This window comes from Geodermatophilus aquaeductus, from assembly GCF_900182545.1.
Classification (GTDB): domain Bacteria; phylum Actinomycetota; class Actinomycetes; order Mycobacteriales; family Geodermatophilaceae; genus Geodermatophilus; species Geodermatophilus aquaeductus.
In genome coordinates this window covers 812,685-839,023 of sequence record NZ_FXTJ01000001.1, presented here as the reverse complement: position 1 = coordinate 839,023, position 26,339 = coordinate 812,685, and the positions used below count along the sequence as shown (strand labels likewise).

The window sequence follows — 26,339 nt, the reverse complement described above, 5'->3', positions numbered from 1 at the left end:
GACGGGAGGGGCCCTTCTGTCGTCCGGGGTCAGGCGCCGGCGGCGGTCAGCCTGCGTGCTCCGGCTGCGGCCGCCTCGACGACGGCGGGGTCGGGCGCCAGGCCGCAGGTCGCCAGCCACGTGGCGAGCATCTGGTGGCCGCCCTCGGTGAGCACCGACTCGGGGTGGAACTGCACGCCCTCGATGGGCAGCTCGCGGTGCCGCAGCGCCATGACGATGCCCGACTCCGTCGCGCCGGTGACCTCGAGCTCGTCGGGCACCGTGGCGCGGTCCACCGCCAGCGAGTGGTAGCGGGTGGCGGTGAACGGCGAGGGCAGCCCGGCGAGCACCCCGGCGCCGTCGTGCACGACCTCGCTGGTCTTGCCGTGCAGCAGCTCCGGCGCCCGGACGACCTCGCCGCCGAACGCCTCGGCGATCGCCTGGTGGCCCAGGCACACGCCCAGCACCGGCGTCCCGGCCCCCGCCGCGGCGCGGACCATGGGGACGGTCACCCCGGCGTCGGCGGGCGTGCCCGGTCCGGGGGACAGCAGGACGCCGGCGACGTCGAGGTCGGGCAGCTCGTCGACGGTGACGGCGTCGTTGCGCCGCACGACGCACTCGACGCCCAGCTGGCCCAGGTACTGGACCAGGTTGTAGACGAAGCTGTCGAAGTTGTCGACGACGAGGACGGGCCGGCTCACGGTCCCTGTGTACCGCAGTGCCCGCTCAGCCGTCAGCGGCTGTGGCGTAGGCCATGTCCAGCGTGCCGGTGTACGCCGGCACCGCCACCTCCGGCCGGTCCCGGACGCCGAACGTCAGCCCGAAGTCCTCGACCGCCTGCTGGAAGACCGCCACCTGCGGCGAGGCGGCGAGCTGCGCGCGGATGGCGGCGGGGTCGCCGATCGCGGTGACGACGAACGGCGGCGAGTAGGTCCGCCCCTGCAGCAGCAGCACGTTGCCCACGCAGCGGACGGCGCTGGTGGCCACCAGCCGCTGGTCCATGATGGCGACGCCGTCGGCCCCGGCGGCCCACACGGCGTTGACGACCGCCTGGACGTCGGACTGGTGGATGACCACGTCGTCGGGGCGGGCGCCGACCGGCAGGCTGCCGTCGGGCCGGCGGGGGGCGTCGTCGAGGGTGATCTCCACCCCGCGGCCGCGCAGGGCCACCAGACCGGCCGAGAGGGCGCCGGCGTCCCCGGCCTGCTGGGCCTCCGCCACGGCGCCGTCCCGGGACGCGGCCTGGTCGGTGAGCTCGCGGGCCTGGCGCTGCAGGTCGGCCAGCTGCTCCTGCTGGTCGGCGATGACCTCGTCGCGCTGGGCGATCAGCCCCGACAGCTCGGTGACGTCGCCGGCCCGCAGGTCCGAGCCCTCGGCGGTCTGGCCGGAGGTCGCGAAGAGCAGCCCGGCGGCGAGGGCCACGACGGGCACCAGGGCGCCCCAGGACGAGCGGCCGCGGCGGACGGTCGCCGGGGGCTCGGGCGGGGTCACAGCGGCTCCTGGGGGGACGCGAGGGGGCGGCACGACCGTCGGGAGGACCGTGCGGCTCCCCTCGGAGCTTAGGCTGGGCGCGAGATGGTGTCGGTCGCGACGGACCGGCAGCCGAGCGAGTCAGCAGGAGACGGTCCCCAGTGCCCAAGTCCAAGGTCCGCAAGAAGTCGGTCTACACCCCGCCGGAGGGCGTGCTGCAGTCGCGGGCGGCCAACGCGCGCGCCGTCGCGCCGAGCCCACGCTGGTACGCACCGCTCATGGTCGGGCTCATGGTCCTGGGCCTGCTCTGGATCGTCGTCTACTACGTGGCCGGCGACCAGATCCCGTTCATGGTGTCGCTGGGGGCGTGGAACTTCGCCATCGGCTTCGGCGCCATGGTGCTCGGCCTGATCATGTCGATGCGCTGGCGGTAGCCCCGTCCGACCCTCGACAGAGGCCCCCGTCCCACGCCCGGGACGGGGGCCTCTGTGCGTACACGGGACCCGCGGAGACCTCCACACCGGGGGTGTGCACCGCTGTGCACAGCCGACCGGCGCATCCACAGGTCGACATGGCGCTCCGCCCCCAGGGTTGTCCACCGCATGTGGAGAACGGGTGTTCGAGTCCACGCCGCTGACCTGCGGTTTCCCTACGGATGGGGCGCGTGTGACGAGAAGGGCAGCCGAGTAACTACAGCTCTGTGCTTTGTCCCCAGCTGTGTACCCAGCTGTGGATGTGTCGACATGACCCCCGTGCCAGGACGGTCACCCACAGCGAGCACGGACCTGCAGTCGAGGAGTCGACACGCGCGCCGAACAGGGCATATCCCCCGGCGCGGGACGCCGTCCCCAGGTCCCCGGGCCTGTGGACGGAGGAACGGCCTGGGAGGCTGGGGACGTGCAGTGGTCGGCACGGACGGCGGAGACGGTCGCGCTGGGTCTCGGGGGCGCCCTGCTCGTGCTGGTGGCGCTGACCCTCGACGCCGCGGGCCGGGTGCTGGTGGGTGCCGCCGGCGTGCTGCTGCTGGCCGTGGCGCTGCGCGACGTCGTCCTCCGGCCCCGCCTGGCGGCCGACGGCGCCGGCGTCGTCGTGCGGACGCTGGGCGGCCGCAGCCGGCTGCCGTGGCCCGGGCTGCGGGTGCGGCTGCGGACGACGCGGCGGCTGGGGATGCGCTCGCGGCTGCTGGAGCTGGACACCGCGGCCGGTCCCGACGACGCGGGCACCCTGGTGCTGCTGGGCCGCCGCGAGCTGGGCACCGACCCGGCCGCCGTCGCCCGGGCCCTCGAGGCGCTGCGGCCGGCCTGAGGGCCGCCCGGGGCCGTCGCTACAGCGAGCCGAGCACGACCAGCGGCGCGGGGACGGCGAGCGCGAGGGTCACCAGCGCCGCGGCGAGGACGACCAGTCCCCCGGCCTGCAGGGCGGTGCGGCGGCGGGCGAGGACGAGCAGGACCGTGGCCAGGATGCCGGCGACCAGGCCGCCGAGGTGGCCGAGCAGCGACACCCCGGGCAGGAAGCTGATGACGACGTTGATCGCCAGCAGGGTGAGCAGGCCGCGCAGGTCCTGCCGGGCCACCAGCATGAGGACGCCGAGGGCTCCCAGGAGGCCGTAGAGGGCCGCCGACGCGCCCGCCACGGGCCGGCCGGGCTCACCGAAGAGCTGGATGGCCACGGCGCCGCCCAGGGCGGAGACCAGGTAGACGGCGAGGTAGCGCCACCAGCCCAGGCGTCCCTCGAGCTCCGGGCCGAAGATCAGCAGGCTGAGCATGTTGAGCAGCAGGTGGGTGATCCCGATGTGCAGGAACGCACCGGTGAGCAGCCGCCAGTCCTCGCCGAGGACGTCGACGAGCACCGGGACCTGCGAGAACTCCTGGAACACCGGCGAGCGCCAGTTGTCCAGCGGACTCTCCCCGACGGAGACCGCCGACACCGCGGTGATGACGAAGACGACCACGTTGACGGCGACCAGCGAGACGGTCACCGGGCCGAACCGGCGCCGGGCGCGGGTCAGGCCCGGGGTCGGCCGGGGGCGGCGGACCCCGGCGTTGCCCGCGCGGACGTCGTCGGGGCACTGGAAGCCGACCGAGGCCGGCGTCATGCACTCCGGGCAGATCGGCCGGTCGCACCGCGTGCACCGGATCCCCGTCGGCCGGTCCGGGTGGCGGTAGCAGGTGGCCGACGGGGGCGCCGGCGGCCGGCCGGCGCCCCCGTCGTCGTCGGGACCGGTGGTCAGCTGCGCTGCACCTCGACCGACTGGATGACGACGTCCTCGACGGGCTTGTCGTTGCGGCCGGTGCGCACCTTGGCGATGCGGTCGACGACCTCGCGGCTGCTCTGGTCGGCCACCTCGCCGAAGATCGTGTGCTTGCGGTTCAGGTGCGGCGTGGGGCCGACGGTGATGAAGAACTGCGAGCCGTTGGTGCCCGGGCCGGCGTTGGCCATGGCCAGCAGGTACGGCCGGTTGAAGGTCAGCTCGGGGTGGAACTCGTCGCCGAACTGGTAGCCCGGCCCGCCGAAGCCCTGACCGAGCGGGTCGCCGCCCTGGATCATGAAGCCGTCGATGATCCGGTGGAAGACGGTCCCGTCGTAGAGCGGGTCGGTCGTCTTCTGCCGGGTGGCCGGGTGCGTCCACTCGCGGCGGCCTTCGGCCAGGTCCGCGAAGTTCGCGACCGTCTTGGGCGCGTGGTCGGGGAACAGGTCGACGGTGATGTCGCCGTGGTTGGTGTGCAGCACGGCACGGCGTGCGGAGGTCGATTCGGTCACGCCCTCCACTCTCCCACCTGAGCGCGGCCGGCTCCCGGTCAGCCCGGGGACCTCCCGCGGACCCCCGCGATGCGCTCGAGCGACTCCGCCGGCCGCGCACCTCGCGCGCTGAGCCGGCCGCCGGATCTCATCGGATCCTCATCGAGTCCTCATCGAGCGGGTCCGCCGGCGGGCCACGGTCCTCTCACGCGTGCGAGAGGGGACCGCCATGAGCACGTCCGCACCGGGTCGTCTCTCCCCGGATCCGGCCCCGCCGGACCGGGTCCCCGGCGAGCGGCGACCCCGGGGGCGCCGGGTGGCCGCGGTGGCCGCCGCCACGGCGGCCGGCGGGCTGCTCGTCTGGGGGATCGTGGCGGTCACCACCGGCAGCGCGGAGGGCGCGCTCGAGGTCCCGGGCGAGGCCAACGTCTTCGGTGCCGGGATCGACGTCCCGCCCGAGCCCGGAGGCGGCGGGGGCGGGGAGCCGCCGGTCCTGTCGCGGCTGCCCGAGGGCGAGGGGCGGGTCGTGACCTTCCCGGACGTCGGCGGCCGGGTCACCCCCATCGAGTTCTACGCCGACGAGGTCGGCCCCGCGGGCGACGGCGGCCGGTACGGGACCACCGACCTCGAGTCGTCCGGCGGGATCTCCGGGATCGAGCACCGCGAGAACGGGATGTTCCTCGTCGGGGTCTTCCTCACCGAGGACCCGCCGCAGGGCGAGGCGCCTCCGCGGCTCGACGTCACCGACGTCGACACCACGCGCCCGGTGGAGCCCGAGATCGGCCAGACGTTCCTCATCGGCGACGGCGAGGACCTCCGGGTCGCCGCCCCGGACGAGGCCACCCGGCTCTTCCTCGGCTTCGCCGACGGGCACTGGTACCAGGGCGCCCCCGGCTGGTACGACAACAACGCCGGGTCCGTCACGGTGACCGTGGCGGTCGACGCGGGCTGACCCGCGGTCGTGGGAGTGGAGACGAGGGGAATCGAACCCCTAACCCCCGCCTTGCAAAGGCGGTGCTCTGCCAATTGAGCTACGTCCCCCGGGCTGGGTCCCGGGAGCTCCCGGACGGGAGCGGGGGATCAGCGGGCGGTGGGGCGGCTGACCGACTGCGGCCCGTTGGTGGCCTCGTGCCAGAGGTCCGCCTCGCGCGTGCCGCTGCCGGACGACCGTCGGCGGACGACGGCGACGGCGCCGGCCGCGACTGCGGCCAGGGCCAGCTTCTTGAGCACGCGGTACCTCCTGGGACGGCGGCCACGGACGGGGCCTCGCTGCCGCGGTGCTGGGGGCACCGGTACACGGGTGGGCCTGGGAGGACTTGAACCTCCGGCCTCATCCTTATCAGGGATGCGCTCTAACCGCCTGAGCTACAGGCCCGTGGACCTCGACCAGCATACCTGGGCCCTCCCGGGCCCTGACGCGGGGTCGAGGGTGGCCTCCCCCGCAGGGGAGGCCCACCTCCTAGTCGCGCTCGGCGAGCGTGACCTCGAGGCCGCCGACCAGGTCGGCGCAGAGGTTGTAGACGAACGCCGCCACGGTGCACAGCGCGGTCATCAGCACGATGTTGATCGCGCCGATGACGGCCGCGCCGCCGAAGACGATGCCCGGGGTGATGACGTTGCTGCCGCCCTCACCGTCCGACGCGGTGCCCAGCTGGCCGAACAGGTCGTTGAGGGTGTCGAAGACGCCCAGGCCGGACAGGACGCCGTAGAGGATCCCGACCGCGACCATCCAGACGAAGAACAGCGCGATCGACAGGACCAGCGAGATCTTCAGCGCCGACCAGGTGTCGATGTGCCGCAGCTGCAGCCGCGCCCGGCGCGGACCGCGGGCGCCCCGGCCCTTGCCCTTGGCGGCCGCCTGCTGCTGCCCGGTGCGGGCGCCGGCGGCCGGCGGCGGTGGCGCGACGGAGGCCGGGGGCACCACCTGGGTGCTGCCCGAGGGCGGCGGGACGGTGGCGTCGGCCGGGAACTGGCCCGGAGCCTGGACGGGGACCTGGCCCGTGGCCGGCTTGGCCAGCGACGGACCGCCCGCGGCCGGCTGCCCGGCCGGCGGTGCACCCACCGACGTCGCACCCACCGGAGACGCACCCGCCGGAGACGCACCCGTCACCGGCGTGCCGTCCGCTCCCGGTGCGCCGTCCGGGCGGACCCCGGTGCGCACCGCCTGCGGCCGGTCGCTCATGCCGTTCTCCCGTTCGCCTGCGGCCCTCGCCGCGTCGTCGCGTCCGGTCGTCCCGGCGCGGTGCCGGAGGCGCCCGGGCGCCGGTCGTTCCCGTCAGTGGGAGCCGGGGGCGAGCGGCGACCCGAGGTCGCCACTCGCCGTGCTCCCGGTCTCACCCTAGGCGGCGGGCTCGTCGTTGTCCGTCGTCCGGGCGATCGCCACGATCGTCACGTCCTCGGGCAAGTTCATGAGCTTGACACCCATGGTGGCCCGGTCCTTGTTGTGGCGCACGCCGTTGACCGGCGTCCGGATGACGCCGCCGCCGGAGGTGATGGCGTACAGCTCGTCGCCGAGGCGGACGGCGAGCGCCCCGACCAGGGCGCCCTTGCGTGCCTTGGGGTCGGCGGTGAGCACGCCCTTGCCGCCGCGGCCCTGCGCCGGGTAGTTCTCGATGCCGGTCCGCTTGGCGAAGCCGCGCTCGGTGGCGACGAGGACGTCGACGCCCTCCTCGACGACCATCATCGCCAGCAGCCGGTCACCGGGCGCCAGCGCGATGCCGCGCACGCCCTCGGTGGCCCGGCCCATCGGCCGCAGCGTGGCGTCGTCGGCCTTGAACCGGATCGACATCGCCGCACGGGTGACCAGCAGCAGGTCCTGCTCCGGGTCGATGAGCGCCGCGCCGACCAGCTCGTCGCTCTCGCGCAGGTTGATCGCGATGACGCCGCCGCTGCGCGGGGAGTCGAAGTCCGACAGGCGGGTCTTCTTGACCTGCCCGTTCGCCGTGGCCAGGACCAGGTACGGCGCGACGCCGTAGTCCTTGATCTGCATGACCTGGGCGATCTTCTCGTCGGGCTGGAATGCCAGGATGTTGGCCACGTGCGCGCCGCGGGCGGTGCGGTTGGCCTCGGGCAGCTCGTAGGCCTTGGCCCGGTAGACCCGGCCCTTGTTCGTGAAGAACAGGATCCAGTCGTGGGTGGAGCCCACGAAGAAGTGGTCGACGAGGTCGTCCTGCTTGAGGGCCGCCCCCATCACGCCCTTGCCGCCGCGGCGCTGCGAGCGGTAGAGGTCGCTCTTCGTCCGCTTCGCGTAGCCGGTGCGGGTGATGGTGACGACGACCTCCTCCTCCGCGATGAGGTCCTCCATCGAGACGTCGCCGTCGTTGGCGACGAACTGCGTGCGGCGGTCGTCGCCGTACTTGTCGACGATCTCGGTCAGCTCGTCGCGGATGATCTCCCGCTGGCGCTGCGGCGAGTCGAGGATCGCCTGCAGCTCGGCGATGCGGGCCTCGATCTCGGCCAGCTCGTCCATGATCCGCTGGCGCTCGAGGGCGGCCAGCCGGCGCAGCTGCAGGTCCAGGATCGCGACGGCCTGGATCTCGTCGACGTCGAGGAGCTCCATGAGGCCGGTGCGGGCGGCCTCGGCGGACTCGCTGCTGCGGATGAGCGCGATGACGGCGTCGAGCTGGTCGAGGGCCTTGGCGTAGCCGCGCAGGATGTGCGCGCGCTCCTCGGCCTTGCGCAGCCGGTAGCGCGTCCGCCGCTGGATGACCTCGATCTGGTGGTCGACGTAGAGGCGGACCAGCTCGTCGAGGCGCAGCGTCCGCGGGACGCCGTCGACGATCGAGAGCATGTTGCAGCCGAAGGACGTCTGCAGCTGGGTGTGCTTGTAGAGGTTGTTCAGCACGACCTTGGCCACGGCGTCGCGGCGCAGGGTGATGACCAGCCGGCGGCCCACGCGGTCGCTGGACTCGTCGGCGATCTCGCTGATGCCCTGCAGCCGGCCGTCCTTGACGCCCTCGGCGATCGCCTCGGCCAGGTTGTCCGGGTTGACCTGGTAGGGCAGCTCGGTGACGACGAGCTGCACGCGGCCGCGGGCGTCCTCCTCGACGGTGACCACCGCGCGCATGCGGACCGACCCGCGGCCGGTGCGGTAGGCGTCCTCGATGCCGTCGCGGCCGACGATCAGGCCGTGGGTCGGGAAGTCGGGGCCCTTGATCCGCTCCATGCAGGCGGTGAGGGCCTCCTCCGGCTCCGCGTCGGGGTGCTCGAGCACCCAGTACACGGCCTCGGCCACCTCGCGCAGGTTGTGCGGCGGCATGTTGGTGGCCATGCCGACGGCGATGCCGGCCGAGCCGTTGATGAGCAGGTTGGGGATGCGCCCCGGCAGGACCAGCGGCTCCTGGTTCTTGCCGTCGTAGTTGGGCTGGAAGTCGACGGTCTCCTCGTCGATGTTGGCCAGCATCTCCATGGCCAGCGGCGTGAGCCGGGCCTCGGTGTAGCGCATGGCCGCCGCGGGGTCGTTGCCCGGCGAGCCGAAGTTGCCCTGCCCGTCGATGAGCGGGTAGCGCATCGACCACGGCTGGGCCAGCCGCACGAGGGCGTCGTAGATCGCCGAGTCACCGTGCGGGTGGTAGTTGCCCATGACCTCGCCGACGACGCGGGCGCACTTGACGTAGCTGCGGTCGGGGCGGAAGCCCTGGTCGTACATGGCGTACAGCACGCGGCGGTGCACCGGCTTGAGGCCGTCCCGCACCTCCGGCAGCGCGCGACCCACGATGACGCTCATCGCGTAGTCGATGTAGCTGCGCTGCATCTCCTGCTGCAGGTCGACCGGCTCGACGCGGTCGCGGGCAGGGGTCTCGGTCACGTTGGGGTCTCTCCGGTTCGGTGCTCAGGCGGGGGACGACGGCGCCCGGGCCGCGGGAGGGATCCCGCGGCCCGGCGCGCGTCACACGTCCAGGAAGCGGACGTCCTTGGCGTTGCGGGTGATGAAGCTGCGGCGGGCCTCGACGTCCTCGCCCATCAGCACGCTGAACAGCTCGTCGGCGGTGGCGGCGTCCTCGAGGGTGACCTGCAGCAGGATCCGCGTCTCCGGGTCCATCGTGGTCTCCCACAGCTCGGTCGCGTTCATCTCGCCGAGGCCCTTGAAGCGCTGGATCGCGTCGTCCTTGGGCAGCTTGCGGCCGGCCTCGGCGCCGGCCTTGAGGACGGCGTCGCGCTCCTTGTCGGTGTAGACGTACTCGTCACCGAACTTGCCGCCCCACTTGATCTTGTACAGCGGCGGCTGGGCCAGGTACACGTGCCCGGCCTCGACCAGCGGCCGCATGAAGCGGAACAGCAGGGTCAGCAGCAGGGTGCGGATGTGCTGGCCGTCGACGTCGGCGTCGGCCATCAGGACGATCTTGTGGTACCGCAGCTTCGACAGGTCGAACTCGTCGTGGATGCCGGTGCCGAAGGCCGTGATCATCGACTGGACCTCGGTGTTCTTGAGGACCCGGTCGATGCGTGCCTTCTCGACGTTGATGATCTTGCCGCGGATGGGCAGGATCGCCTGGAACATCGAGTCCCGGCCGGACTTCGCCGAACCACCGGCCGAGTCGCCCTCGACGATGTAGATCTCGGAGTTGCGCGGGTCGGTCGAGCGGCAGTCGGCGAGCTTGCCCGGCAGCGAGTTGTTGCTCAGCAGGTTCTTGCGGGCGAGCTTGCGGGCGTCCTGCGCGGCGCGGCGGGCGCGGGCGGCCGAGGCGGCCTTGGTGATGATCGTCTTGGCCTCGGACGGGTTGGCCTCGAACCAGTGCGAGATCTGGTCGTTGCAGACCTTCTGCACGAAGCCCTTGACCTCGGTGTTGCCGAGCTTGGTCTTCGTCTGGCCCTCGAACTGCGGGTCGCCGATCTTGACCGAGACGATCGCGGCCAGGCCCTCGCGGATGTCCTCGCCGGTGAGCTTCTCGTCCTTCTCCTTGAGCAGCTTCTTCTCGACGGCGTAGCGGTTGACGATCGAGGTGAGCGCCGCGCGGAAGCCCTCCTCGTGCGTGCCGCCCTCGTGGGTGTTGATGACGTTGGCGAAGGTGTAGACCGACTCGGAGTAGGCGTCGGACCACTGCATCGCGACCTCGACCGACATGCGCATGTCGTTCTTGCCGGTGCCCTCGGCGTTGAAGCTGACGACCGACTTGTGGATCGGCGACTTCTTCGCGTTGATGTGGGCGACGTAGTCGATCAGGCCGCCCTCGTAGTGGTACGTGACCTCGGTGGCCTCGAAGGCCTTCTCCTCGGCGCCGGGCGCGGTCGCGGCCTCGGCCACCGACACCTCCTCGGCGACGCCGGTCTCGGCCTTGCCCTGACCGGGCCGCTCGTCGCGCAGGACGATCTTGAGGCCCTTGTTGAGGAAGGCCATCTCCTGCAGCCGGCGGCTGATGGTGTCGAAGGAGTAGGTCGTCGTCTCGAAGATGGCGCCGTCGGCCCAGAAGGTGATCGCGGTGCCGCGCTTCTTCGTCGGCCCGACCTCCTCGAGCGGACCGGGCTTGGCGTAGTCGTAGACCTGGTGCCACTCGGTGCCGTGGGTCCACACCCGGACGTCGAGCCGGGTGGACAGCGCGTTCACCACGGTGACGCCGACGCCGTGCAGCCCACCGGAGACGCCGTAGCTCTTGCCGTCGAACTTGCCGCCGGCGTGCAGCACGGTCATGACGACCTCGACGGTGGGCCGCTTCTCGACCGGGTGCATGTCGACCGGGATGCCACGGCCGTTGTCCTCCACGCGGACGCCGCCGTCGGCCAGCAGGGTGACCCGCACGGTGTCGCAGTAGCCGGCCAGCGCCTCGTCGACGGAGTTGTCGACGACCTCCCACACCATGTGGTGCAGGCCGCGCTCACCGGTGGAGCCGATGTACATGCCGGGCCGCTTGCGGACCGCCTCGAGCCCCTCGAGGACGGTGATGGAGCTGCCGGAGTAGGAGTTCTCGGTCTTCGGTCGAGCGACCACGTGGGGCCCTTCTGTCACGCTCCCGGCATGCGGGCACCTCCCGACGGGGAGGGGCCGCGGGGCGCACAGCGCCACTGAGCCGGATGCTGGGGATTCCTGCGTCCCATGTTACCGGGTCCACCGACAAGAACGCCGTCACGCACGCCCTGAGGGCGCTCCTGCGCCACTCGGGGCACCGGATGCACCACCTGTGTTGCCCCCCGGGTCGACACGCCCGCCCAGGGCCGCTGGGCCCGCCGGAACCGATCCGGCCGTCCGGCACCCGTCGTCCGGCGCTCGCAGACTGGTCGACATGGCACCAGCCGAGCGTGCACTCACCTGTCTGGTCACCGGCGTCACCGGCTACGTCGGCGGGCGCCTGGTCCCGGAGCTGCTGGCTGCGGGGCACCGCGTCCGCGTGCTCACCCGCTCGCCGCGCAAGCTGCGCGACCGGCCGTGGATCGGGCAGGTCGAGGTCGCCGAGGCCGACGCCACCGACGCCGACGCGGTGGCCCGGGCGTGCGAGGGCGTCGACGTCGTCTACTACCTCGTCCACTCGCTCGGCAGCGGCCCCGAGTTCGAGGCGACCGAGCGGCGGACCGCGGAGGTCGTGGCCGGCGCCGTCCGCGACGCCGGCGTCGGCCGGCTGGTCTTCCTCGGCGGCCTCGAGCCGGACGACGAGGAGCTCTCGCCCCACCTGCGCAGCCGGGGCGAGGTGGCGCGGGTGCTGCTGGACTCCGGCGTGCCCACGGTGGTGCTGCGCGCGGCGGTCATCCTCGGCTCGGGCTCGGTGTCGTTCGAGATGCTGCGCTACCTCACCGAGCGGCTCCCGGTCATGGTCACGCCGCGCTGGGTGCACAGCCGGATCCAGCCGATCGCCATCCGCGACGTGCTGCGCTACCTCGTCGGCTGCGCCACGCTGCCGCCCGACGTCCACCGCTGCTTCGACATCGGCGGCCCCGACGTCATGGACTACGCCACGATGATGCAGCGCTACGCCGAGGTCACCGGCCTGCCGCGGCGGCGGATCCTGCCGGTGCCGATCTTCACGCCGTCGCTGTCGAGCCACTGGGTCGGCGTCATCACCCCGGTGCCGGCGGCCATCGCGCGGCCGCTGGTGGAGTCGCTGCGCAACACCGTCGTGTGCACGGAGCACGACATCGCGCGGTACGTGCCCGACCCGCCGGAGGGCCTGCTCGGCTTCGACGAGGCGGTGCGCCTGGCGGTGCAGAAGGTCCGCAACAACGCCGTCGACACCCGGTGGACGGGCGCCTCGGTGCCCGGGGCGCCGTCGGACCCGCTGCCGTCGGACCCCGACTGGGCCGGCGGCAGCCTCTACCTCGACGAGCGCACCCGGGAGACCGACGCGACGCCGGAGGCGCTGTGGCGCGTGGTGGAGGGCATCGGCGGGGAGACCGGCTGGTACAGCTTCCCGCTGGCCTGGGAGGTGCGCGGCTGGATGGACCGGGCGGTCGGCGGGGTCGGGCTGCGGCGCGGCCGGCGCGACCCCAGCGACCTCCACGTCGGTGACGCGCTGGACTGGTGGCGGGTCGAGGAGCTCGACGAGGGCCGGCTGCTGCGGCTGCGCGCGGAGATGCGGCTGCCGGGCCTCGCCTGGCTCGAGTTCCACGTGGAACGAGCCGGCGAAGGCGTCGACCCACCCACCCGCACGCGGCTGCGGCAGAAGGCGACGTTCCACCCGCTCGGCCTGGCCGGGCAGCTCTACTGGTGGAGCGTCTCGCCGTTCCACGGCGTCGTCTTCGGCAGCATGGTCCGCAACATCACCAAGACCGCGGAGGCGCTGGACCAGGAGGACGCGACGCGGGCGGACGAGGCAGCCTGATCACGGCCCCTGCCAGCCGTCCTGGCTCACCCTGAAGCGTCCTGGCTCACTGCCGACGGTGAGCCAGGACGCAGCACGATCAGGTCACCTGATCATCCGCGGCCCTCAGACGAGGAGCTGGGCCGCGGCGAGCTCGCGGTAGAGCGGGCTGGTCTCCACCAGCTCGGCGTGCGTGCCGCGGGCGACCACCCGGCCGCCGTCGAGGACGACGATCTGGTCGCTGTCGAGCACGGTGGACAGCCGGTGGGCGACGACGAGCAGCGCCCGGTCGGCGGCCGCGGCGGCCAGCGTCTCGCGCAGCAGGTTCTCGTTGCAGGCGTCGAGGCTCGCGGTCGGCTCGTCGAGCAGCAGCAGCGCCGGGTGCGACAGCAGCGACCGCGCGATGGCCAGCCGCTGCCGCTCCCCGCCCGACAGCAGCACGCCCTCGTCGCCGACCGGCACGTCCAGCCCGCGCGCCGAGCGCTGCACCACCCCGGTCAGCCCGACGTCGGCCAGCACCGCCCACAGCTCGTCGTCGCCGGCGTCCGGGGCGGCCAGCAGCAGGTTCTCCCGCACCGTCCCGGCCAGGACCGGCGCCTCCTGCTCGACGTAGCCCAGCTGCGCGCGCAGCGCCGCCCGCGGCAGCTCGCGGACGTCGGTGCCGGCCCAGCGGATCGTGCCGCCGGTGAGGGGGTAGAAGCCCTCGACGAGCGCCAGCACCGTGGACTTGCCCGCGCCCGAGGGCCCGACCAGCGCCACCCGGCTGCCGGCGGACACCGACAGCGACACCCCGCGCAGCACCTGCGTGCCGTCGGGATAGGCGAAGGAGACGTCGTCGAGCTCGAGCAGCGGGACGCCGGCCGCGGGCCGGCGCGGCGCGGTGGTGGCGCCGCCCACCTCGGCGACGTCGTCGTGCTCGGGGTCGAGGACCAGCACCTCCTGGATGCGGGCCAGCGCGCCGAGGCCGGTCTGCAGCTGCGTCCACGCCGAGATGGCCTGGCCCAGCGGCATGACCAGCAGGAACAGGTAGAGGATGAAGGTGACCAGGTCGGCGACGGCGATCGAGCCGGTGGCCACCCGGTAGCCGCCGAGCCCGAGCACGGCCAGGAACGCGCCCTGGACGGCGACCGAGCCGGCCGGCGCCACCAGCGCCTGCACCCGCGCCACCGAGACGCCCGCGCGGTAGGCCCGTGCCGCGCTCTCCCCCACCGTCTCGACCTCACGGCCGGTGGCCCCGCTGGCACGGATGGTGCGCACCGCCGACAGCGCCCGCTCGACGGCCGCCGTCATCGCGCCGACCTCCTGCTGCGCCAGGAGGGAGAGCCGGCGCACCCGGCGGCTGGTGCTGACGACCACGGTCAGACCGATGGTCACCGATGCCAGGGTGACCAGCAGCAGCCAGACGTCGACCAGCGCCATGGCCACCAGCGCGCCGACCGCGATCACCGCCGAGCCGGCCACCTCGACCGCGCCGGAGGTGACCGTGGCCCGGAGCAGCGTCGTGTCGGCGCCGACCCGCGACATGAGGTCGCCGGTGCGCCGGTGGTCGTACTCGGCGACCGGCAGCCGCAGCAGCCGGTCGGCCACCCTCCGGCGGGTGGTGAGGACGACGCCCTCGCCGGTGCGCTGCAGCAGGTAGGACTGGAACGCGTCGAGCACCGCCCCCGCCACCAGGACCAGCACCAGCGCGGTGACGGCGGGCAGCAGCGGCCGGCCGGCGCCGACGGCGCCGATGACCCGGCCGGTCAGCGCCGGCTGGGCCAGCGCGGCCGCCGCGCCCACGAGCGAGAGCCCGGCCGCGAGCAGCAGCGGGCGCCGGTGCGGGCGGACCAGCGGCAGGAGGTCGCGCAGCCCCGCGGTCGGTGCGGTCCCCGTGCCCTCGGCGGCGGTCAGGGGACGCCGGCCAGGGCGGAGACCATCGCGCCCAGCAGACGGGCGTGGTGCTCGATGAGCTCGGGGCGGTGGCCGTCGGGGCGGATCGCGGCCAGGTGGCCCGCGGCGGCCCAGAACTCGTCGCCGTCGTCGGAGTGCATGAGCAGGCCGCGCACGGTGACGTCGCCGACCAGCCGGCGCACCGCCTCGCCGTCCTCGGCGGCCAGCAGCACCCAGCGGGCGTCGAAGGCCGCGTCGCCGCTGGGCACGTGCAGCAGGCCGCCGGTGCGGTGCTTCCAGAAGCGGGCCGGCGAGAGCCGCAGGCCCGGCAGCGGCAGGAGGACCGGCGCGGCGGTGACCGCGTACTCCGGCACGGTGTACCGCTTGTCGACGAAGACGACGTCGAAGGCGACCAGCTCCAGCGTGCCGCTCCGGCCGCGCATCACGCCGGCCGGGCGGTGGTCCCTCGTGGCGCGCACGGGGGCGGTGGCCACCAGCTCGGCGAGGACGGCGTCCTGCGGGGCGGTGCCGTCGGAGATCTCCCAGCCGTGCTGCAGCGCCCAGCCCTGCGCGCCGACGGTGTCGCCGCGGTAGGCGAAGACCTCCTGCACCACCGACGGCGCCCGCGGCGGCCGGCCGGACCCGACGGTCATCGGCACGCTCTGCGGTGCGGAGTCCTCGGGTTCGCGCCGGTCGTCGTCACGCGGGTCGTCGTCGCCGGGCCGGTCGTCGCGGGGGCTGCTCATCGGGGCACCGTCCTCATCCGTACGTGTCGCGGGGCCCCCGCCCGCGGACCGACCGCGGGCCCTTCTTCCAGCTGGGGGCCGTCGGTCCGACAACGCGCAGCCGCGTCACGACGTCCCCGCCGACCGAGGCCCGCAGCTTGGCCAGGATGGTCGGCGCGAGCAGCCGCAGCTGGGTGGCCCAGGCCGTGGACTCGGCGACGACGAGCAGCTCGCCCTCGGTGAGCGTCTCCGGCCGGCAGTGCGCGGCGATGTCCTGGCCGACGATCGCCGACCAGCGGCCGAACACCGCGCCGACCCTGGTCTGCTCGGACCAGTCCTGCGTGCTGACCAGCGAGTCGACCAGGCGGGCCAGCGGCTGCGGGTCGTCCTCGCCGGGGCCGGGGCCGGTCCACCGCCGCCGCGGGCCGGCCACCCGGCGGCGGGTGGGCGCCGGCCGGGACGCCGACGCCGCGCGGGCGGCCTCGAGCGCGGCGCGGGCGATGTCGCTGGGGCGGGGCGGGCGGTCGTCAGACACCGGGGCCCTCCTCGACCAGCGTCGCCGTCCCCTCGCCGACCTCCACGCGGGCTCCCCTCAGCTCGTCGGGCACGTCGTCCAGGACGGCGGCGGTGATGAGCGTCTGCTCGGCGGACCGGGCGACCTCGGCCAGCGCCGCGCGCCGCCCGGCGTCCAGGGTGGCGAAGACGTCGTCGAGGACCAGGATCGGCTCCTCGCCGTCGGCGCGCAGCAGGCCGAAGCAGCCGAGCTTGAGCGCCAGGGCCAGCGACCAGGACTCGCCGTGGCTGGCGAAGCCCTTGGCCGGGACGGCGCCCAGGTGCAGGACCAGGTCGTCGCGGTGCGGGCCCACGAGCGTCATCCCGCGGTCCACCTCGTCGCGGCGCCGCTCGGCGATCCGCTCGCGCAGCGCCGCCGACAGCTCGGCCGCCCGCGGGATCGGCGTGTCCGGGGCGATCGGGGCGCCGTCGCCGGCCAGCGGCACGGTGCTCGCGTACCCCAGGCCGGCCGCCGCGCCGCCGGCGCCGGCCACGGTGGCGTAGGCGCGGGCGACGTGCGGGGCCAGGTCGGCGACCAGCGCGAGGCGGGCGGCCAGCAGCTGCCCGCCGTAGTCGACGAGGTGGGCGTCCCAGACGTCGAGGGTGGCCAGGGCGTCGCCGCGGGCCATCCGCGCCGTCTTGAGCAGGGCGTTGCGCTGCTTGAGCACCCGGTCGTAGTCGCTGCGCACGCCGGCCAGCCGCGGGGTGCGGCTGACCAGGAGGTCGTCGAGGAACCGGCGGCGCTCGGCGGGGTCGCCGCGCACCAGCGTGAGGTCCTCGGGGGCGAAGAGCACGCTCTTCACCAGCCCGAGGAGCTCGCGCGGACGGGGCAGCGCCGCCCGGTTGACCCGGACGCGGTTGGCCCGGCCCGGGTTGACCTCCACCTCGACGAGCAGCTCGCGGTCCTCCCGGCGCAGCGCCGCGCGCACCACCGCCTGGGCCGCGCCGTGGCGGACCAGCGGCGCGTCGGCCGACACCCGGTGGCTGCTCATGGTCGCGAGGTAGCCGACCGCCTCGACGAGGTTGGTCTTGCCCTCGCCGTTGCGGCCGACGAACACCGTCGGGCCCGGCCGCAACGCCAGGTCGACCTTCTCCCAGCTGCGGAAGTCCACCAGCTGCAGGTGCCGGACGTACATCAGCGCCTGGCGGGGTGGACGACGACCGTGCTCACGCCGGGCGCTCGACCTCCTGGGCCTTCACGGCGTGCACCGCGTGCCCGCCGAACTGGTTGCGCAGCGCGGCGACCGCCTTCATGGTCGGCGAGTCCTCCTGCCGGGACACGAACCGGGCGAACAACGACGCCGCGATCGTCGGCATCGGGACGGCGTGGTCGATGGCCTCCTGGACCGTCCACCGGCCCTCCCCGGAGTCCTCGGCGTAGCCGGTGATCTTCTCCAGCTGCGGGTCCTCCTGCAGCGCGCGGACCAGCAGGTCCAGCAGCCAGGAGCGGATCACCGTGCCCTGGGTCCAGGAGGCGATGACGCCCGGCACGTCCTCGATGAGGTCCTTGGCGGCCAGGAGCTCGTAGCCCTCGCCGTAGGCCTGCATCAGCGCGTACTCGATGCCGTTGTGGACCATCTTCGCGTAGTGGCCGGCGCCGACCGGGCCGGCGTGCACGAAGCCCGCGCCCGGCATGGCCTCACCCGACGCGTCCTCCGGCGACGGCGGCCGGAGCGCGTCGAACACCGGCTGCACCTTGGCGACGTCCTCGGCCGAGCCGCCGACCATGAGCGCGTAGCCGTTCTCCAGGCCCCACACCCCGCCGGAGACGCCGGCGTCGACGTAGCCGATGCCCTTCTCCCCGAGCATCTGGGCGTGCACCTGGTCGTCGGTGAACTTCGAGTTGCCGCCGTCGACGACGACGTCGCCGGGCTCGAGCAGCTCGCCGAGCTCCCGCACCGTCTGCCGCGTGGGGTCGCCGGCCGGGACCATCACCCACACCACGCGCGGCGCGGACAGAGCGCCGACCAGCCCCTCGAGGCTGTCGACGTCCCGCTTCCCCGGCGCGCGGTCGTACCCGACCACCTCGTGACCGGCGCGGCGCACCCGCTCGGCCATGTTGCCGCCCATCTTGCCCAGCCCGATCAGCCCCAGCTGCACGGTTCAGTCCTCTCGTCGCACACCGTCGTCGTGATGCGGGCGCACGCGCCGGTGCGGGTGCCCGCGCACTGCCGTGCCCGGGCCGGCGGCCCGGGACACCTCGCGGCGGAGCCGGGTCGGCCCCGCCGCCGTGCAGGTCATCCGGGCAGGCGCACCGGCATGATCAGGTACCGGTAGCTGCCCGGGCGCTCCGCGGGCCGCTGCTCGCCGTCGTCGTCGGTGGCCGGTTCCTCGACGCCGGAGAGCACCGCGGGCTTGAGCGGGCTGGTGAAGTCCATGCGCGCCCGGCCGGTGTGGACGGCGGCCAGGCCGTCGAGCAGGAACGTCGGGTTGAAGCCGATGGTCAGCGGGTCGCCGTCGAACTCGACGTCGCAGCGCTCCTCGGCCTGGCCCTCGTCGTCGCTGCCGCCGGCCCGCAGGGTGACCTGCCCGGGGGTGAACTCGCAGCGCAGCGGCGTGCCCCGCTCGGCGACCAGCGCCACGCGCTTGGCGGCGTCGGTGAACTGCACGACCGGCAGCGTCGCGTACGCGGCGGACTCGCTCGGCATGATCGCCCGGTACTTGACGAACTCGGCGTCGAGCAGCCGGGTGGTGGTCTGCCGGTCCTTGCCCGACAGGCCCAGGATCCCCTCGCCCGAGCCGCCGGAGGACAGCGAGACGACGATCTCCGGCCCGCTGGTCAGCGTGCGGGCGGCGTCGGCGAGCGTGCGCGCCGGGACCAGGACCGCGGCGGAGACGCCGGGGGTCTCCGGGCGCCAGGCGAACTCGCGCACGGCCAGCCGGTAGCGGTCGGTGGCGGCCAGGGTCACCCGGTCGTCCTCGATCTCCAGCCGGACGCCGGTGAGCATGGGCAGGGTGTCGTCCCGCCCGGCGGCGATGGCGACCTGGCCGACGGCCTCGGCGAAGACGTCGCTGTCCACCACACCGGCCGACGACGGCATCGACGGCAGGGACGGGTAGTCCTCCACCGGCAGCGTCGGGAGGCTGAAGCGGGCGTTGCCGCAGGTGATCGACAGCCGCGGCCCCTCGGCCCGGACGTCGACGGGGTGCGGCGGCAGCGCGCGGGTGATCTCGGCGAGCAGCCGGCCGGGCACCAGCACCCGGCCGCTCTCCCCGGCCTGCACGTCGACCTCCGCGCGCGCGGACACCTCGTAGTCGAAGCCGGACACCGACAGCTGGCTGCCGTCGACCTCGAGCAGGATCCCGGCGAGGACCGGCACCGACGGCCGCGGCGGGAGGCTGCGCGCCGTCCACGCGACGGCATCGGCGAGCACCTCGCGTGTCACCCGGAACTCCATGACCGATCCACCCCAGCTCTGCACGGCCCACTGCTGTCGTCTGTGCACTCCTGTCCCCCGACGTCCGTGCAGACCGGGAGCGGTGCGTCGTTCATCGTGCCCGTCGGTGCGGGGATCGGGGAACCCGGGACCCGATCAGGTGCTCCTGCCCCTTGGTCGCTGCGGCCGTCGGAGGGGTCGGGAGACCCCCCGGGCCGCAGCGTCCCCACCCCTACTGGGGTTCGAGAAAACCTGGATCTATCTCCCTCATCTCCGTCATCACCGGTGTGGAAGCTGGGGATGGGGGCCCTTCGTGCAGGTCAGCGCCCGAGTCGACATGTTGGCTCGCTGTGGGGAACTCGTGTGCGCCTGTTGTCGACACGTGGACATCTCGACGGCCGTGCACAGTCACCGTCCGTCGTCCACGTCCTGTCCCCGTCTCTCCCCCTGCCTGTCCCCAGTCCGTGCCCAGGTCGGGCGGGCGGGTGGCGGCCGGCGTCGGCCGGAGGTGGGGACGGCGAGCCGCTGCGGGGACGAAAGGCCTGCTCAGCGCGGTGGTCCGGGGCTCCGTGCACACATGGGGAACCACCTGGGGACGGCACGCGGTGCCACGGGCTCCGCGGGACATGCGGCGACAGCCCGATCACGATCTCCCCAGGGTGTGCACATCCCTGGGGACAACTCGGCGGGATGTCGACAGCCGAACGGCAGGTGACCGCCGCACAGCCGCGGGACGACGGGCGACGACCGGCCTCTCACGAGGTCCACCGGCTGTGGACAGCCGGCGCGGTGTCCACACCGGTAGACGGCGCCGGCCGCCGACGGCGCTACTGGCGGGCGCGGCTCTTGATGCGCGCGGTCAGCTCGGTGACCTGCGTGTACGTGGCCCGGCGCTCGCTCATCAGGTTGGTGATCTTCTTGACGGCGTGCATGACCGTGGTGTGGTCCTTGCCGCCGAAGGAGGCCCCGATCCGCGGCAGGGACAGCTCGGTGAGCTCCCGGCACAGGTACATGGCGATCTGGCGGGCGTTGACCAGCGTGCGGCTGCGGTTGGCGCCCTGCAGCTCCTCCATCGTCACGGAGAAGTACTCGGCGGTCGCGGCCATGATGATCGCCGCGGTGATCTGCGGGCCCTGCTCGTCGCTGATGAGGTCCTTGAGCACCAGCTCGGCCAGCGGCAGGTCCACCTGCTGCTTGTTGAGGCTGGCGAAGGCCGTCACCCGGATCAGCGCGCCCTCGAGCTCGCGGATGTTGGTCTGCACCTTGCTGGCGATGAACTCCAGCACCGCGTCGGGCACCTGCAGCCGCTCGCCGTAGGCCTTCTTCCGCAGGATCGCGATGCGGGTCTCGAGGTCCGGCGCCTGGACGTCGGTGATGAGTCCCCACTCGAACCGCGTGCGCAGCCGGTCCTCCAGCGTCGTCAGCTTCTTCGGCGCGCGGTCGGAGGTGATGACGATCTGCTTGCTGGCGTTGTGGAGCGTGTTGAAGGTGTGGAAGAACTCCTCCTGCGTCCGCTCGGCGCGCTCCAGGAACTGGATGTCGTCGATGAGCAGGAAGTCGATGTCCCGGTAGCGGCGGCGGAAGTCCTCGGCCCGGCCGGAGTGCACCAGGTTGATGAACTCGTTGGTGAACTCCTCGGTGCTGACGTAGCGGACCCGCACGTTGGGGAACATCCGCGCCGCGTAGTGCCCGATCGCGTGCAGCAGGTGGGTCTTGCCGAGGCCGGAGTCGCCGTAGACGAACAGCGGGTTGTAGGCCCGCGCGGGGGCCTCGGCGACGGCGACCGCCGCGGCGTGGGCGAAGCGGTTGCTGTTGCCGATGACGAAGCTGTCGAAGACGTACTTCGGGTTCAGGCCCGGGTCCAGCCCGGCCGGCGGGCGGCGGTCGCCGAACAGCGGCACCGCGCCGCCGGGGCTCCGGCCGCCGTTCCCGCCGCGGCGCGCGGGCTCCTCCGGGACATCGTCGCCGAGGTCGAAGGGCAGCACCTCGGCACCCTCACCGGCCGGCACGCCGCGGCGCCGCCCGCTGCCGCGCCCGCGGCCCGCGGGGCTCCAGTCGGTGCCGGGCCACTCACCCGCACCGTCCGGTGGCTCCGCGGACGCGGCCGGCGGGACGGCGTCGTGACGCGGGCCGTCGTAGGGCGAGTGCGGGCCGGGCTCGAACGGGGAGGGCTCGAACGGCGTGCGCTCCAGCGGCCGGGCGTCGCTGCGGACCCCGAAGGCGCTGCGGCCGTCGTCGGCCCGCTCGCGGTCCTCGTCGGTGGGCCCGGCGTCGACCGGGGCCCACGGGCGGCGGGTCGGCGGCTCCTCGGGCTCCGGGGCGGCCGACGCCGGCGCGTCCTCGAGCTGGATGGCGACGCCGATGTCCCGGCCGAGCTGCTCGGACAGCGCCTCGGCGAGCACCCGGCGCATCCGGGACTCCAGCACGGTCTGGGTGAACTCGTTGGGCGCGGCCAGGACCGCGGTGCCACCGACGAGCCCCACCGGCCGGGTGAGGTTGAGCATCGCGTTCTGCTGGCGGGTCAGGCTGGTGGCCAGCCGCTCGCGGACCGAGTCCCAGACCTCCGCCAGGTCCACCGTGGCATCGGCCATGACCGTGTCCTCCCCTTGCAGCTCGTCCCCGTGGTGTCGACCTGGGTGTCCCCGTGCCGGCGTCCCCGCGCCGCGGCTGTCCGGGCTGTGGACATCCAGGCACACGGGATCCACACGAGTGTCCACAGGCTGTGCACGACTGGCGACAGGGCGCCTTGTCGACCCGCGGGTGCGGACCGGGTCCCGGCGTCGTCGCTGGTCGGGAGGGAGGTCGTGATACGGCTCGAGGCGGACGGCGGTCAGGTCGACCGGGTGGTCGCCCCCGGGCCGGACGGGTGTGCCCGGACCGGAGCGACGGCGACGCTAACAGCCCCGTCCACAGCCCGGCAACGACGTCCGGGGACCCCTGGGACAGCCGGTGCGCGTGTCGTTCGGCGTGTCGTCCCCCTGCGGTCGGCGTGCCGACACCGACCGTCCGCCCGGCCGGTGCACCATGACGGGTCGGCACCGGCCCGGCACCGTGGGAGCGGACGGGAGCCGACGGCGTCCTCGGTCCTGGCGGACCTCGGTTATGCTGGTCGGAGTCTGTGGACCGGGCCGGGCATCTCCGGGGCCGGGCCGCAGCGACCAGCCTCGCGGGGTCCCGCGGAGGAGCCCCGCCGCCCCTCCCCGGAGCCCCGCCGCGTGCCTGCCCGCCGGCCGGCCGCACCACCGATGTCCTGCCGTAGGAGTACCCCGTGAGCAAGCGCACCTTCCAGCCGAACAACCGCCGCCGGTCCAAGACCCACGGCTTCCGGCTGCGGATGCGCACCCGCGCCGGCCGCGCGATCCTCGCCGGCCGCCGCCGCAAGGGTCGCGAGAAGCTCTCCGCCTGAGGTGCTGCCCGCGCAGGCCCGCCTGCGCCGGCGTCCGGAGTTCACCGCGGTCGTCCGGTCGGGCCGGCGCGCAGGTCGGCCGACCATGGTGCTCCACCTCCTCCCCGTCCGACCCCCGGCCCGCACGGCCGGGGGTCTCGGCGTGCCCGCGGACGGGACGGACGGCGGACCGGCGACCGGTCCCCGCGCCGGGTTCGTGGTGGGCAAGGCGGTCGGCAACTCCGTCGTCCGCCACCGCGTGACCCGCCGGCTGCGCGCCGTCGTGCGTGAGGAGCTCGGCCGGCTGCCGGACACCGCCGACCTGGTCGTCCGGGCCCGTCCCGAGGCCGCGACGGCGACGTCGCAGCAGCTGCGCCGCGACCTGAGCGCGGGCCTCGACCGTGTCCTCGGCGACCGGCCGCCGTCGCAGCGGAGCCGCTCGTGAGCACGGCTGCGGGCTCGGCGGCCGAGCGGCGGCCGGGCCCCCTGGCGCGGGTACTCCTCGCCGGCGTCGGCTTCTACTCCCGCGCGATCAGCCCCGCGCTCCCCCCGCGCTGCCGCTTCGCGCCGACCTGCAGCGCCTACGCCGCCGAGGCGGTCGCCGTCCACGGCGCCGGCCGCGGGTCCTGGCTGGCGCTCATCCGGCTGCTCAAGTGCGCACCCTGGCACCCCGGCGGCTACGACCCGGTCCCCGCGCCGCGCGCGGACCGGGCACGCCCCGGAACCGGCGGCGACGGCCGCACGTCGATGACAGCAGCACCCGCGACGGCTCCGGCCGCCACGGTGCCCGCCGCCGACGGCGCCCGTCGTCCCGCCCCCCACACCCCGCCGGCTCCCCGCCGGACCCCGCAGCAGGAGGCTGGCGTTGCTTGACTGGCTGTACACCGCGATCGCCTGGGTCATGAAGCAGTGGCACGCGGTGTTCTCGACGTTCCTGCCCCCGGGCGGCGGCATCACCTGGGCGCTGTCGATCGTGTTCCTGGTCGTCACCGTCCGGCTGATCCTCTTCCCCCTGTTCGTCAAGCAGGTGAAGAGCCAGCGGGCGATGCAGGAGATCCAGCCGGAGATCCAGAAGCTGCGCAAGCAGTACGGCGCCGACCGGCAGGGCTTCAGCCAGGCGATGATGGCGCTGCAGAAGGAGCGCGGGGTCAACCCGCTGGCCGGCTGCCTGCCGATCCTCCCGCAGATCCCGGTCTTCCTGGCCCTGTTCCACGTGCTGCGCCGGCTCCGGCCGGGCGCGCCGGGCCTCTACAGCTGGGACGACACGCTCACCGACCAGGCCGCGCGCGCGGAGCTGTTCGGGGCGCCGATCTCCTCGTCGTTCAACATGACGGGGCAGAAGGCCACCGACATCCTGGCCATCCCCGGAGTCACCCAGGGCGGCATCCGCACGGTCGCGCTCGTCCTCATGGTGATCATGTGCGCGACGACCTTCTTCACGCAGAAGCAGATCATGGCGCGCTCCGGCCCGGTCGAGGGCCAGGCCGCCATGGTGCAGAAGCTGCTGCTCTACGGCATGCCGATCAGCCTCTTCGTCACCGGCTTCTTCTTCCCGATCGGCGTCCTCCTGTACTGGATGACCAACAACCTGTGGACGCTGGGTCAGCAGTTCTTCATCCTGCGCAAGATGCCCCCGCCCGGGTCCCCCGGCGCCAAGGCCAAGGCCGCGGCCGAGAAGCCCGCGATCGACCCCAAGACCCTCGCGCCCAAGCCCGGCGCCAAGCCGGTGCGGGCCAAGGGCCCCCGCCCCGCCGGGAGCGGCGTCGCGCTGACCAAGGACGGCGCCACGGGGAACGTCCCCGCCGACGGCGTGGCCGACACCGTCGCCCCGGCGTCCGACGGCGTTCCGGCCGACGGCACCGGTGGCAACGGCACCGGCACCGGGGGCAGCGGCACCGGCGCCACCGCCGCGGGTGGGACCGCGCCCGGCCGCCCCGGGGGCGGGAGCCGCGCGTCGCGGCCGGCCAACCGGGCACCGCACGGCCGTCCCGCCGGCACCGGCGGCAAGCGCAAGCGCCGCTAGCCCCCGGTCCGCGCCGGCGTCCCTCGCGACGCCGCGGCCGCGGACCCGCCGGGTGGACGCCGCGCTCCGGCACCCCCGGCCCCCGACCACCGGGCCCAGCCCCGGCTGCCCGCACCGACTGGAGGTACCTCCGTGAGCGTTCCGAACCAGAGCCCGGCCGCCCCCGCACCGGCCGAGAGCCCCGACCTGCCCGACGCCGACGACACCAGCGCCGACGCCGTGCTCGAGCCCGCCGACGAGACCTACGACGAGGCCCCCGACGAGGCCCCCGACGGCGCGGCGAACGGCTCCGCCCCCGCCGCCGGCCGCGCCGCGGCCGGCGGCACCGACCTGCTCGTCCGCGAGGGCGACGTGGCCGGTGACTACCTCGAGCGCCTGCTCGACATCCTCGACGTGGACGGCGACATCGACCTCGACGTCGAGGGCGACCGTGCCTCCGTGGCCATCGTCGGCGGCGACCTCGACGACCTCGTCGGCTCCGACGGCTCGGTGCTCGAGGCGCTGCAGGAGCTCACCCGCCTCGCCGTCGCCCAGGCCACGGGCGTGCGCAGCCGGCTGATGCTCGACATCGGCGGCTACCGCGCCCGGCGCCGGGCGGACCTGACCTCGATGGCCGGCGAGGCCGCGCGCCGCGTGGCCTCCGGTGGGCAGGCCGAGCGGCTGGCGCCGATGAACCCCTTCGAGCGCAAGGTCGTCCACGACGTCATCGCCGGGGTCACCGGGGTCCGCAGCGAGTCGGAGGGCGAGGAGCCCAATCGCCGCGTCGTGGTCCTGCCGGAGCGGTGAGCGACACTCCCGTCCCGTCCGCCCCACCCGCCCCGGAGGTCGCGGCCTCCGTCTTCGGGGCGGGGCTGCCCGGCGCCGAGCGCTACGTCGCCCGGCTCGCCTCCGACGGCGTCACCCGCGGGCTCATCGGCCCGCGGGAGGTCCCGCGGCTGTGGGAGCGGCACGTGCTCAACAGCGCCGCCGTCGCCGAGGCGGTGCCCGAGGGTGCCCGGGTGGTCGACGTCGGCAGCGGGGCCGGCCTGCCCGGGATCCCGCTGGCGCTGGCCCGTCCCGACCTGCGGATGACGCTGGTCGAGCCCATGGCCCGGCGGGTCGAGTTCCTCGAGGAGGTCGCCGGCGAGCTCGGCGCCGACTGGCGGGTCGTCCGCGGCCGCGCCGAGGAGCGATCGGTCGTCACCGCGGTGGGGCCGGTCGACGTCGTCACCGCCCGCGCGGTCGCCGCCCTCCCCCGGCTGGTGGGCTGGTGTCGCGGGCTGCTGCGCCCCGGCGCCCAGCTGGTGGCCCTCGTCGGTGCCCGCGCGCTGGAGGAACTGCCCGCGCTGCTGCCGGAACTCGAGGCCGCCGGGATGCGGAACGTCCACCCTCGGGCTGTCGGCGCCGGGCTCGGGGAGGCTGCCACTACCGTGGTGGTGATGACGCGGGGCCGAGGATGAGCCCCCGTTGCACAGCGACGACGGCGTTCCACGTGGAACGCGCACAGGTTCC

At 74.2% G+C, this 26,339-nt stretch carries 25 protein-coding genes and 2 tRNA genes; 10 read left to right on the top strand and 17 right to left on the bottom strand.

Annotated features, from left to right (window positions below; genetic code table 11):
- Positions 1-29: 29 nt before the first annotated feature.
- Positions 30-680, bottom strand: a complete 651-nt coding sequence (locus FN207_RS04110) for an aminodeoxychorismate/anthranilate synthase component II (RefSeq protein WP_142457016.1) — start codon at positions 678-680, stop codon at positions 30-32.
- Between the two features lie 25 nt (positions 681-705).
- On the bottom strand, positions 706-1,470 hold the full coding sequence (locus tag FN207_RS04105) for a DUF881 domain-containing protein (RefSeq protein WP_142457015.1): 765 nt from the start codon (positions 1,468-1,470) through the stop codon (positions 706-708).
- A 140-nt stretch (positions 1,471-1,610) separates the two neighbouring features.
- On the opposite strand from FN207_RS04105, the gene crgA reads away from it, so the two are divergent.
- Together crgA and FN207_RS04095 are read left to right on the top strand one after the other, a co-directional pair.
- Complete coding sequence (gene crgA / locus FN207_RS04100; protein ID WP_142457014.1) at positions 1,611-1,883, top strand: cell division protein CrgA; 273 nt, start codon at positions 1,611-1,613, stop codon at positions 1,881-1,883.
- Positions 1,884-2,346: 463 nt separating this feature from the next.
- A complete protein-coding gene (locus tag FN207_RS04095) occupies positions 2,347-2,754 on the top strand; it encodes a PH domain-containing protein (protein ID WP_142457013.1) in 408 nt (135 codons plus the stop codon).
- A 19-nt stretch (positions 2,755-2,773) separates the two neighbouring features.
- Here the strand turns inward: FN207_RS04095 and FN207_RS04090 are convergent, their stop codons facing one another.
- Both FN207_RS04090 and FN207_RS04085 read right to left on the bottom strand, forming a co-directional pair.
- A complete protein-coding gene (locus FN207_RS04090) occupies positions 2,774-3,544 on the bottom strand; it encodes a rhomboid family intramembrane serine protease (RefSeq protein ID WP_142457012.1) in 771 nt (256 codons plus the stop codon).
- A 131-nt stretch (positions 3,545-3,675) separates the two neighbouring features.
- Positions 3,676-4,209 carry a peptidylprolyl isomerase gene (locus FN207_RS04085; protein WP_142457011.1) on the bottom strand — a complete coding sequence of 178 codons (534 nt, stop codon included), beginning with the start codon at positions 4,207-4,209 and terminating at the stop codon, positions 3,676-3,678.
- A 304-nt stretch (positions 4,210-4,513) separates the two neighbouring features.
- On the opposite strand from FN207_RS04085, the gene FN207_RS04080 reads away from it, so the two are divergent.
- Positions 4,514-5,140 (top strand): hypothetical protein, encoded by a 627-nt coding sequence (locus FN207_RS04080; protein WP_142457010.1) that lies wholly within the window; start codon positions 4,514-4,516, stop codon positions 5,138-5,140.
- 16 nt (positions 5,141-5,156) lie between these two features.
- Here the strand turns inward: FN207_RS04080 and FN207_RS04075 are convergent.
- From FN207_RS04075 to gyrB, 6 genes are all read right to left on the bottom strand, one after another.
- Positions 5,157-5,229: transfer RNA gene (locus FN207_RS04075), tRNA-Ala, on the bottom strand.
- A 39-nt stretch (positions 5,230-5,268) separates the two neighbouring features.
- Complete coding sequence (locus FN207_RS26140) at positions 5,269-5,418, bottom strand: DLW-39 family protein (protein ID WP_185938143.1); 150 nt, start codon at positions 5,416-5,418, stop codon at positions 5,269-5,271.
- Between the two features lie 71 nt (positions 5,419-5,489).
- Positions 5,490-5,563, bottom strand: a tRNA-Ile gene (locus FN207_RS04070).
- A gap of 84 nt (positions 5,564-5,647) precedes the next feature.
- Positions 5,648-6,250, bottom strand: coding sequence for a DUF3566 domain-containing protein (locus tag FN207_RS04065; protein ID WP_246065743.1), 603 nt, complete (start codon positions 6,248-6,250; stop codon positions 5,648-5,650).
- A 276-nt stretch (positions 6,251-6,526) separates the two neighbouring features.
- Positions 6,527-8,995 (bottom strand): DNA gyrase subunit A, encoded by a 2,469-nt coding sequence (gene gyrA / locus FN207_RS04060; RefSeq protein WP_142457008.1) that lies wholly within the window; start codon positions 8,993-8,995, stop codon positions 6,527-6,529.
- Positions 8,996-9,076: 81 nt separating this feature from the next.
- Positions 9,077-11,113 (bottom strand): DNA topoisomerase (ATP-hydrolyzing) subunit B, encoded by a 2,037-nt coding sequence (gene gyrB, locus FN207_RS04055; RefSeq protein WP_142457007.1) that lies wholly within the window; start codon positions 11,111-11,113, stop codon positions 9,077-9,079.
- A gap of 292 nt (positions 11,114-11,405) precedes the next feature.
- On the opposite strand from gyrB, the gene FN207_RS04050 reads away from it, so the two are divergent.
- Positions 11,406-12,935 (top strand): SDR family oxidoreductase, encoded by a 1,530-nt coding sequence (locus FN207_RS04050; RefSeq protein WP_142457006.1) that lies wholly within the window; start codon positions 11,406-11,408, stop codon positions 12,933-12,935.
- 105 nt (positions 12,936-13,040) lie between these two features.
- Here FN207_RS04050 and FN207_RS04045 read toward each other — a convergent pair whose 3' ends face one another.
- The 7 genes from FN207_RS04045 to dnaA all read right to left on the bottom strand — a co-directional run bounded on the left by FN207_RS04045 (position 13,041) and on the right by dnaA (position 22,031).
- Positions 13,041-14,747 (bottom strand): ABC transporter ATP-binding protein, encoded by a 1,707-nt coding sequence (locus FN207_RS04045; protein WP_425459843.1) that lies wholly within the window; start codon positions 14,745-14,747, stop codon positions 13,041-13,043.
- Positions 14,748-14,803: 56 nt separating this feature from the next.
- Entirely contained in the window at positions 14,804-15,532 is a 729-nt protein-coding gene (locus FN207_RS04040) for a hypothetical protein (RefSeq protein ID WP_185938142.1), read from the bottom strand.
- Between the two features lie 13 nt (positions 15,533-15,545).
- Positions 15,546-16,046 (bottom strand): DciA family protein, encoded by a 501-nt coding sequence (locus tag FN207_RS04035; protein ID WP_142457004.1) that lies wholly within the window; start codon positions 16,044-16,046, stop codon positions 15,546-15,548.
- On the bottom strand, positions 16,039-17,199 hold the full coding sequence (recF, locus tag FN207_RS04030) for a DNA replication/repair protein RecF (protein WP_142457003.1): 1,161 nt from the start codon (positions 17,197-17,199) through the stop codon (positions 16,039-16,041). The genes FN207_RS04035 and recF overlap by 8 nt, the downstream gene beginning before the upstream one ends.
- A 31-nt stretch (positions 17,200-17,230) precedes the next feature.
- Positions 17,231-18,163, bottom strand: coding sequence for a phosphogluconate dehydrogenase (NAD(+)-dependent, decarboxylating) (gene gnd / locus FN207_RS04025; RefSeq protein ID WP_142457002.1), 933 nt, complete (start codon positions 18,161-18,163; stop codon positions 17,231-17,233).
- Between the two features lie 137 nt (positions 18,164-18,300).
- Positions 18,301-19,461: a DNA polymerase III subunit beta gene (gene dnaN / locus FN207_RS04020; RefSeq protein ID WP_142457001.1), complete on the bottom strand. Its 1,161-nt coding sequence runs from the start codon at positions 19,459-19,461 to the stop codon at positions 18,301-18,303.
- Between the two features lie 806 nt (positions 19,462-20,267).
- A complete protein-coding gene (dnaA, locus tag FN207_RS04015; protein WP_142457000.1) occupies positions 20,268-22,031 on the bottom strand; it encodes a chromosomal replication initiator protein DnaA in 1,764 nt (587 codons plus the stop codon).
- Between the two features lie 677 nt (positions 22,032-22,708).
- Between dnaA and rpmH the strand changes: the two genes are divergently transcribed.
- The 6 genes from rpmH to rsmG all read left to right on the top strand — a co-directional run bounded on the left by rpmH (position 22,709) and on the right by rsmG (position 26,287).
- Positions 22,709-22,846, top strand: a complete 138-nt coding sequence (rpmH, locus tag FN207_RS04010; protein WP_040338882.1) for a 50S ribosomal protein L34 — start codon at positions 22,709-22,711, stop codon at positions 22,844-22,846.
- Between the two features lies 1 nt (position 22,847).
- Positions 22,848-23,270 (top strand): ribonuclease P protein component, encoded by a 423-nt coding sequence (gene rnpA, locus FN207_RS04005; protein ID WP_142456999.1) that lies wholly within the window; start codon positions 22,848-22,850, stop codon positions 23,268-23,270.
- Positions 23,267-23,698, top strand: a complete 432-nt coding sequence (gene yidD, locus FN207_RS04000; RefSeq protein ID WP_142456998.1) for a membrane protein insertion efficiency factor YidD — start codon at positions 23,267-23,269, stop codon at positions 23,696-23,698. The genes rnpA and yidD overlap by 4 nt, the downstream gene beginning before the upstream one ends.
- Positions 23,691-24,848 (top strand): membrane protein insertase YidC, encoded by a 1,158-nt coding sequence (yidC, locus tag FN207_RS03995; protein ID WP_142456997.1) that lies wholly within the window; start codon positions 23,691-23,693, stop codon positions 24,846-24,848. The genes yidD and yidC overlap by 8 nt, the downstream gene beginning before the upstream one ends.
- 132 nt (positions 24,849-24,980) lie before the next feature.
- Positions 24,981-25,634, top strand: a complete 654-nt coding sequence (locus FN207_RS03990) for a Jag family protein (RefSeq protein WP_246065741.1) — start codon at positions 24,981-24,983, stop codon at positions 25,632-25,634.
- Complete coding sequence (rsmG, locus tag FN207_RS03985; protein ID WP_142456996.1) at positions 25,631-26,287, top strand: 16S rRNA (guanine(527)-N(7))-methyltransferase RsmG; 657 nt, start codon at positions 25,631-25,633, stop codon at positions 26,285-26,287. The genes FN207_RS03990 and rsmG overlap by 4 nt, the downstream gene beginning before the upstream one ends.
- Positions 26,288-26,339: the final 52 nt, after the last annotated feature.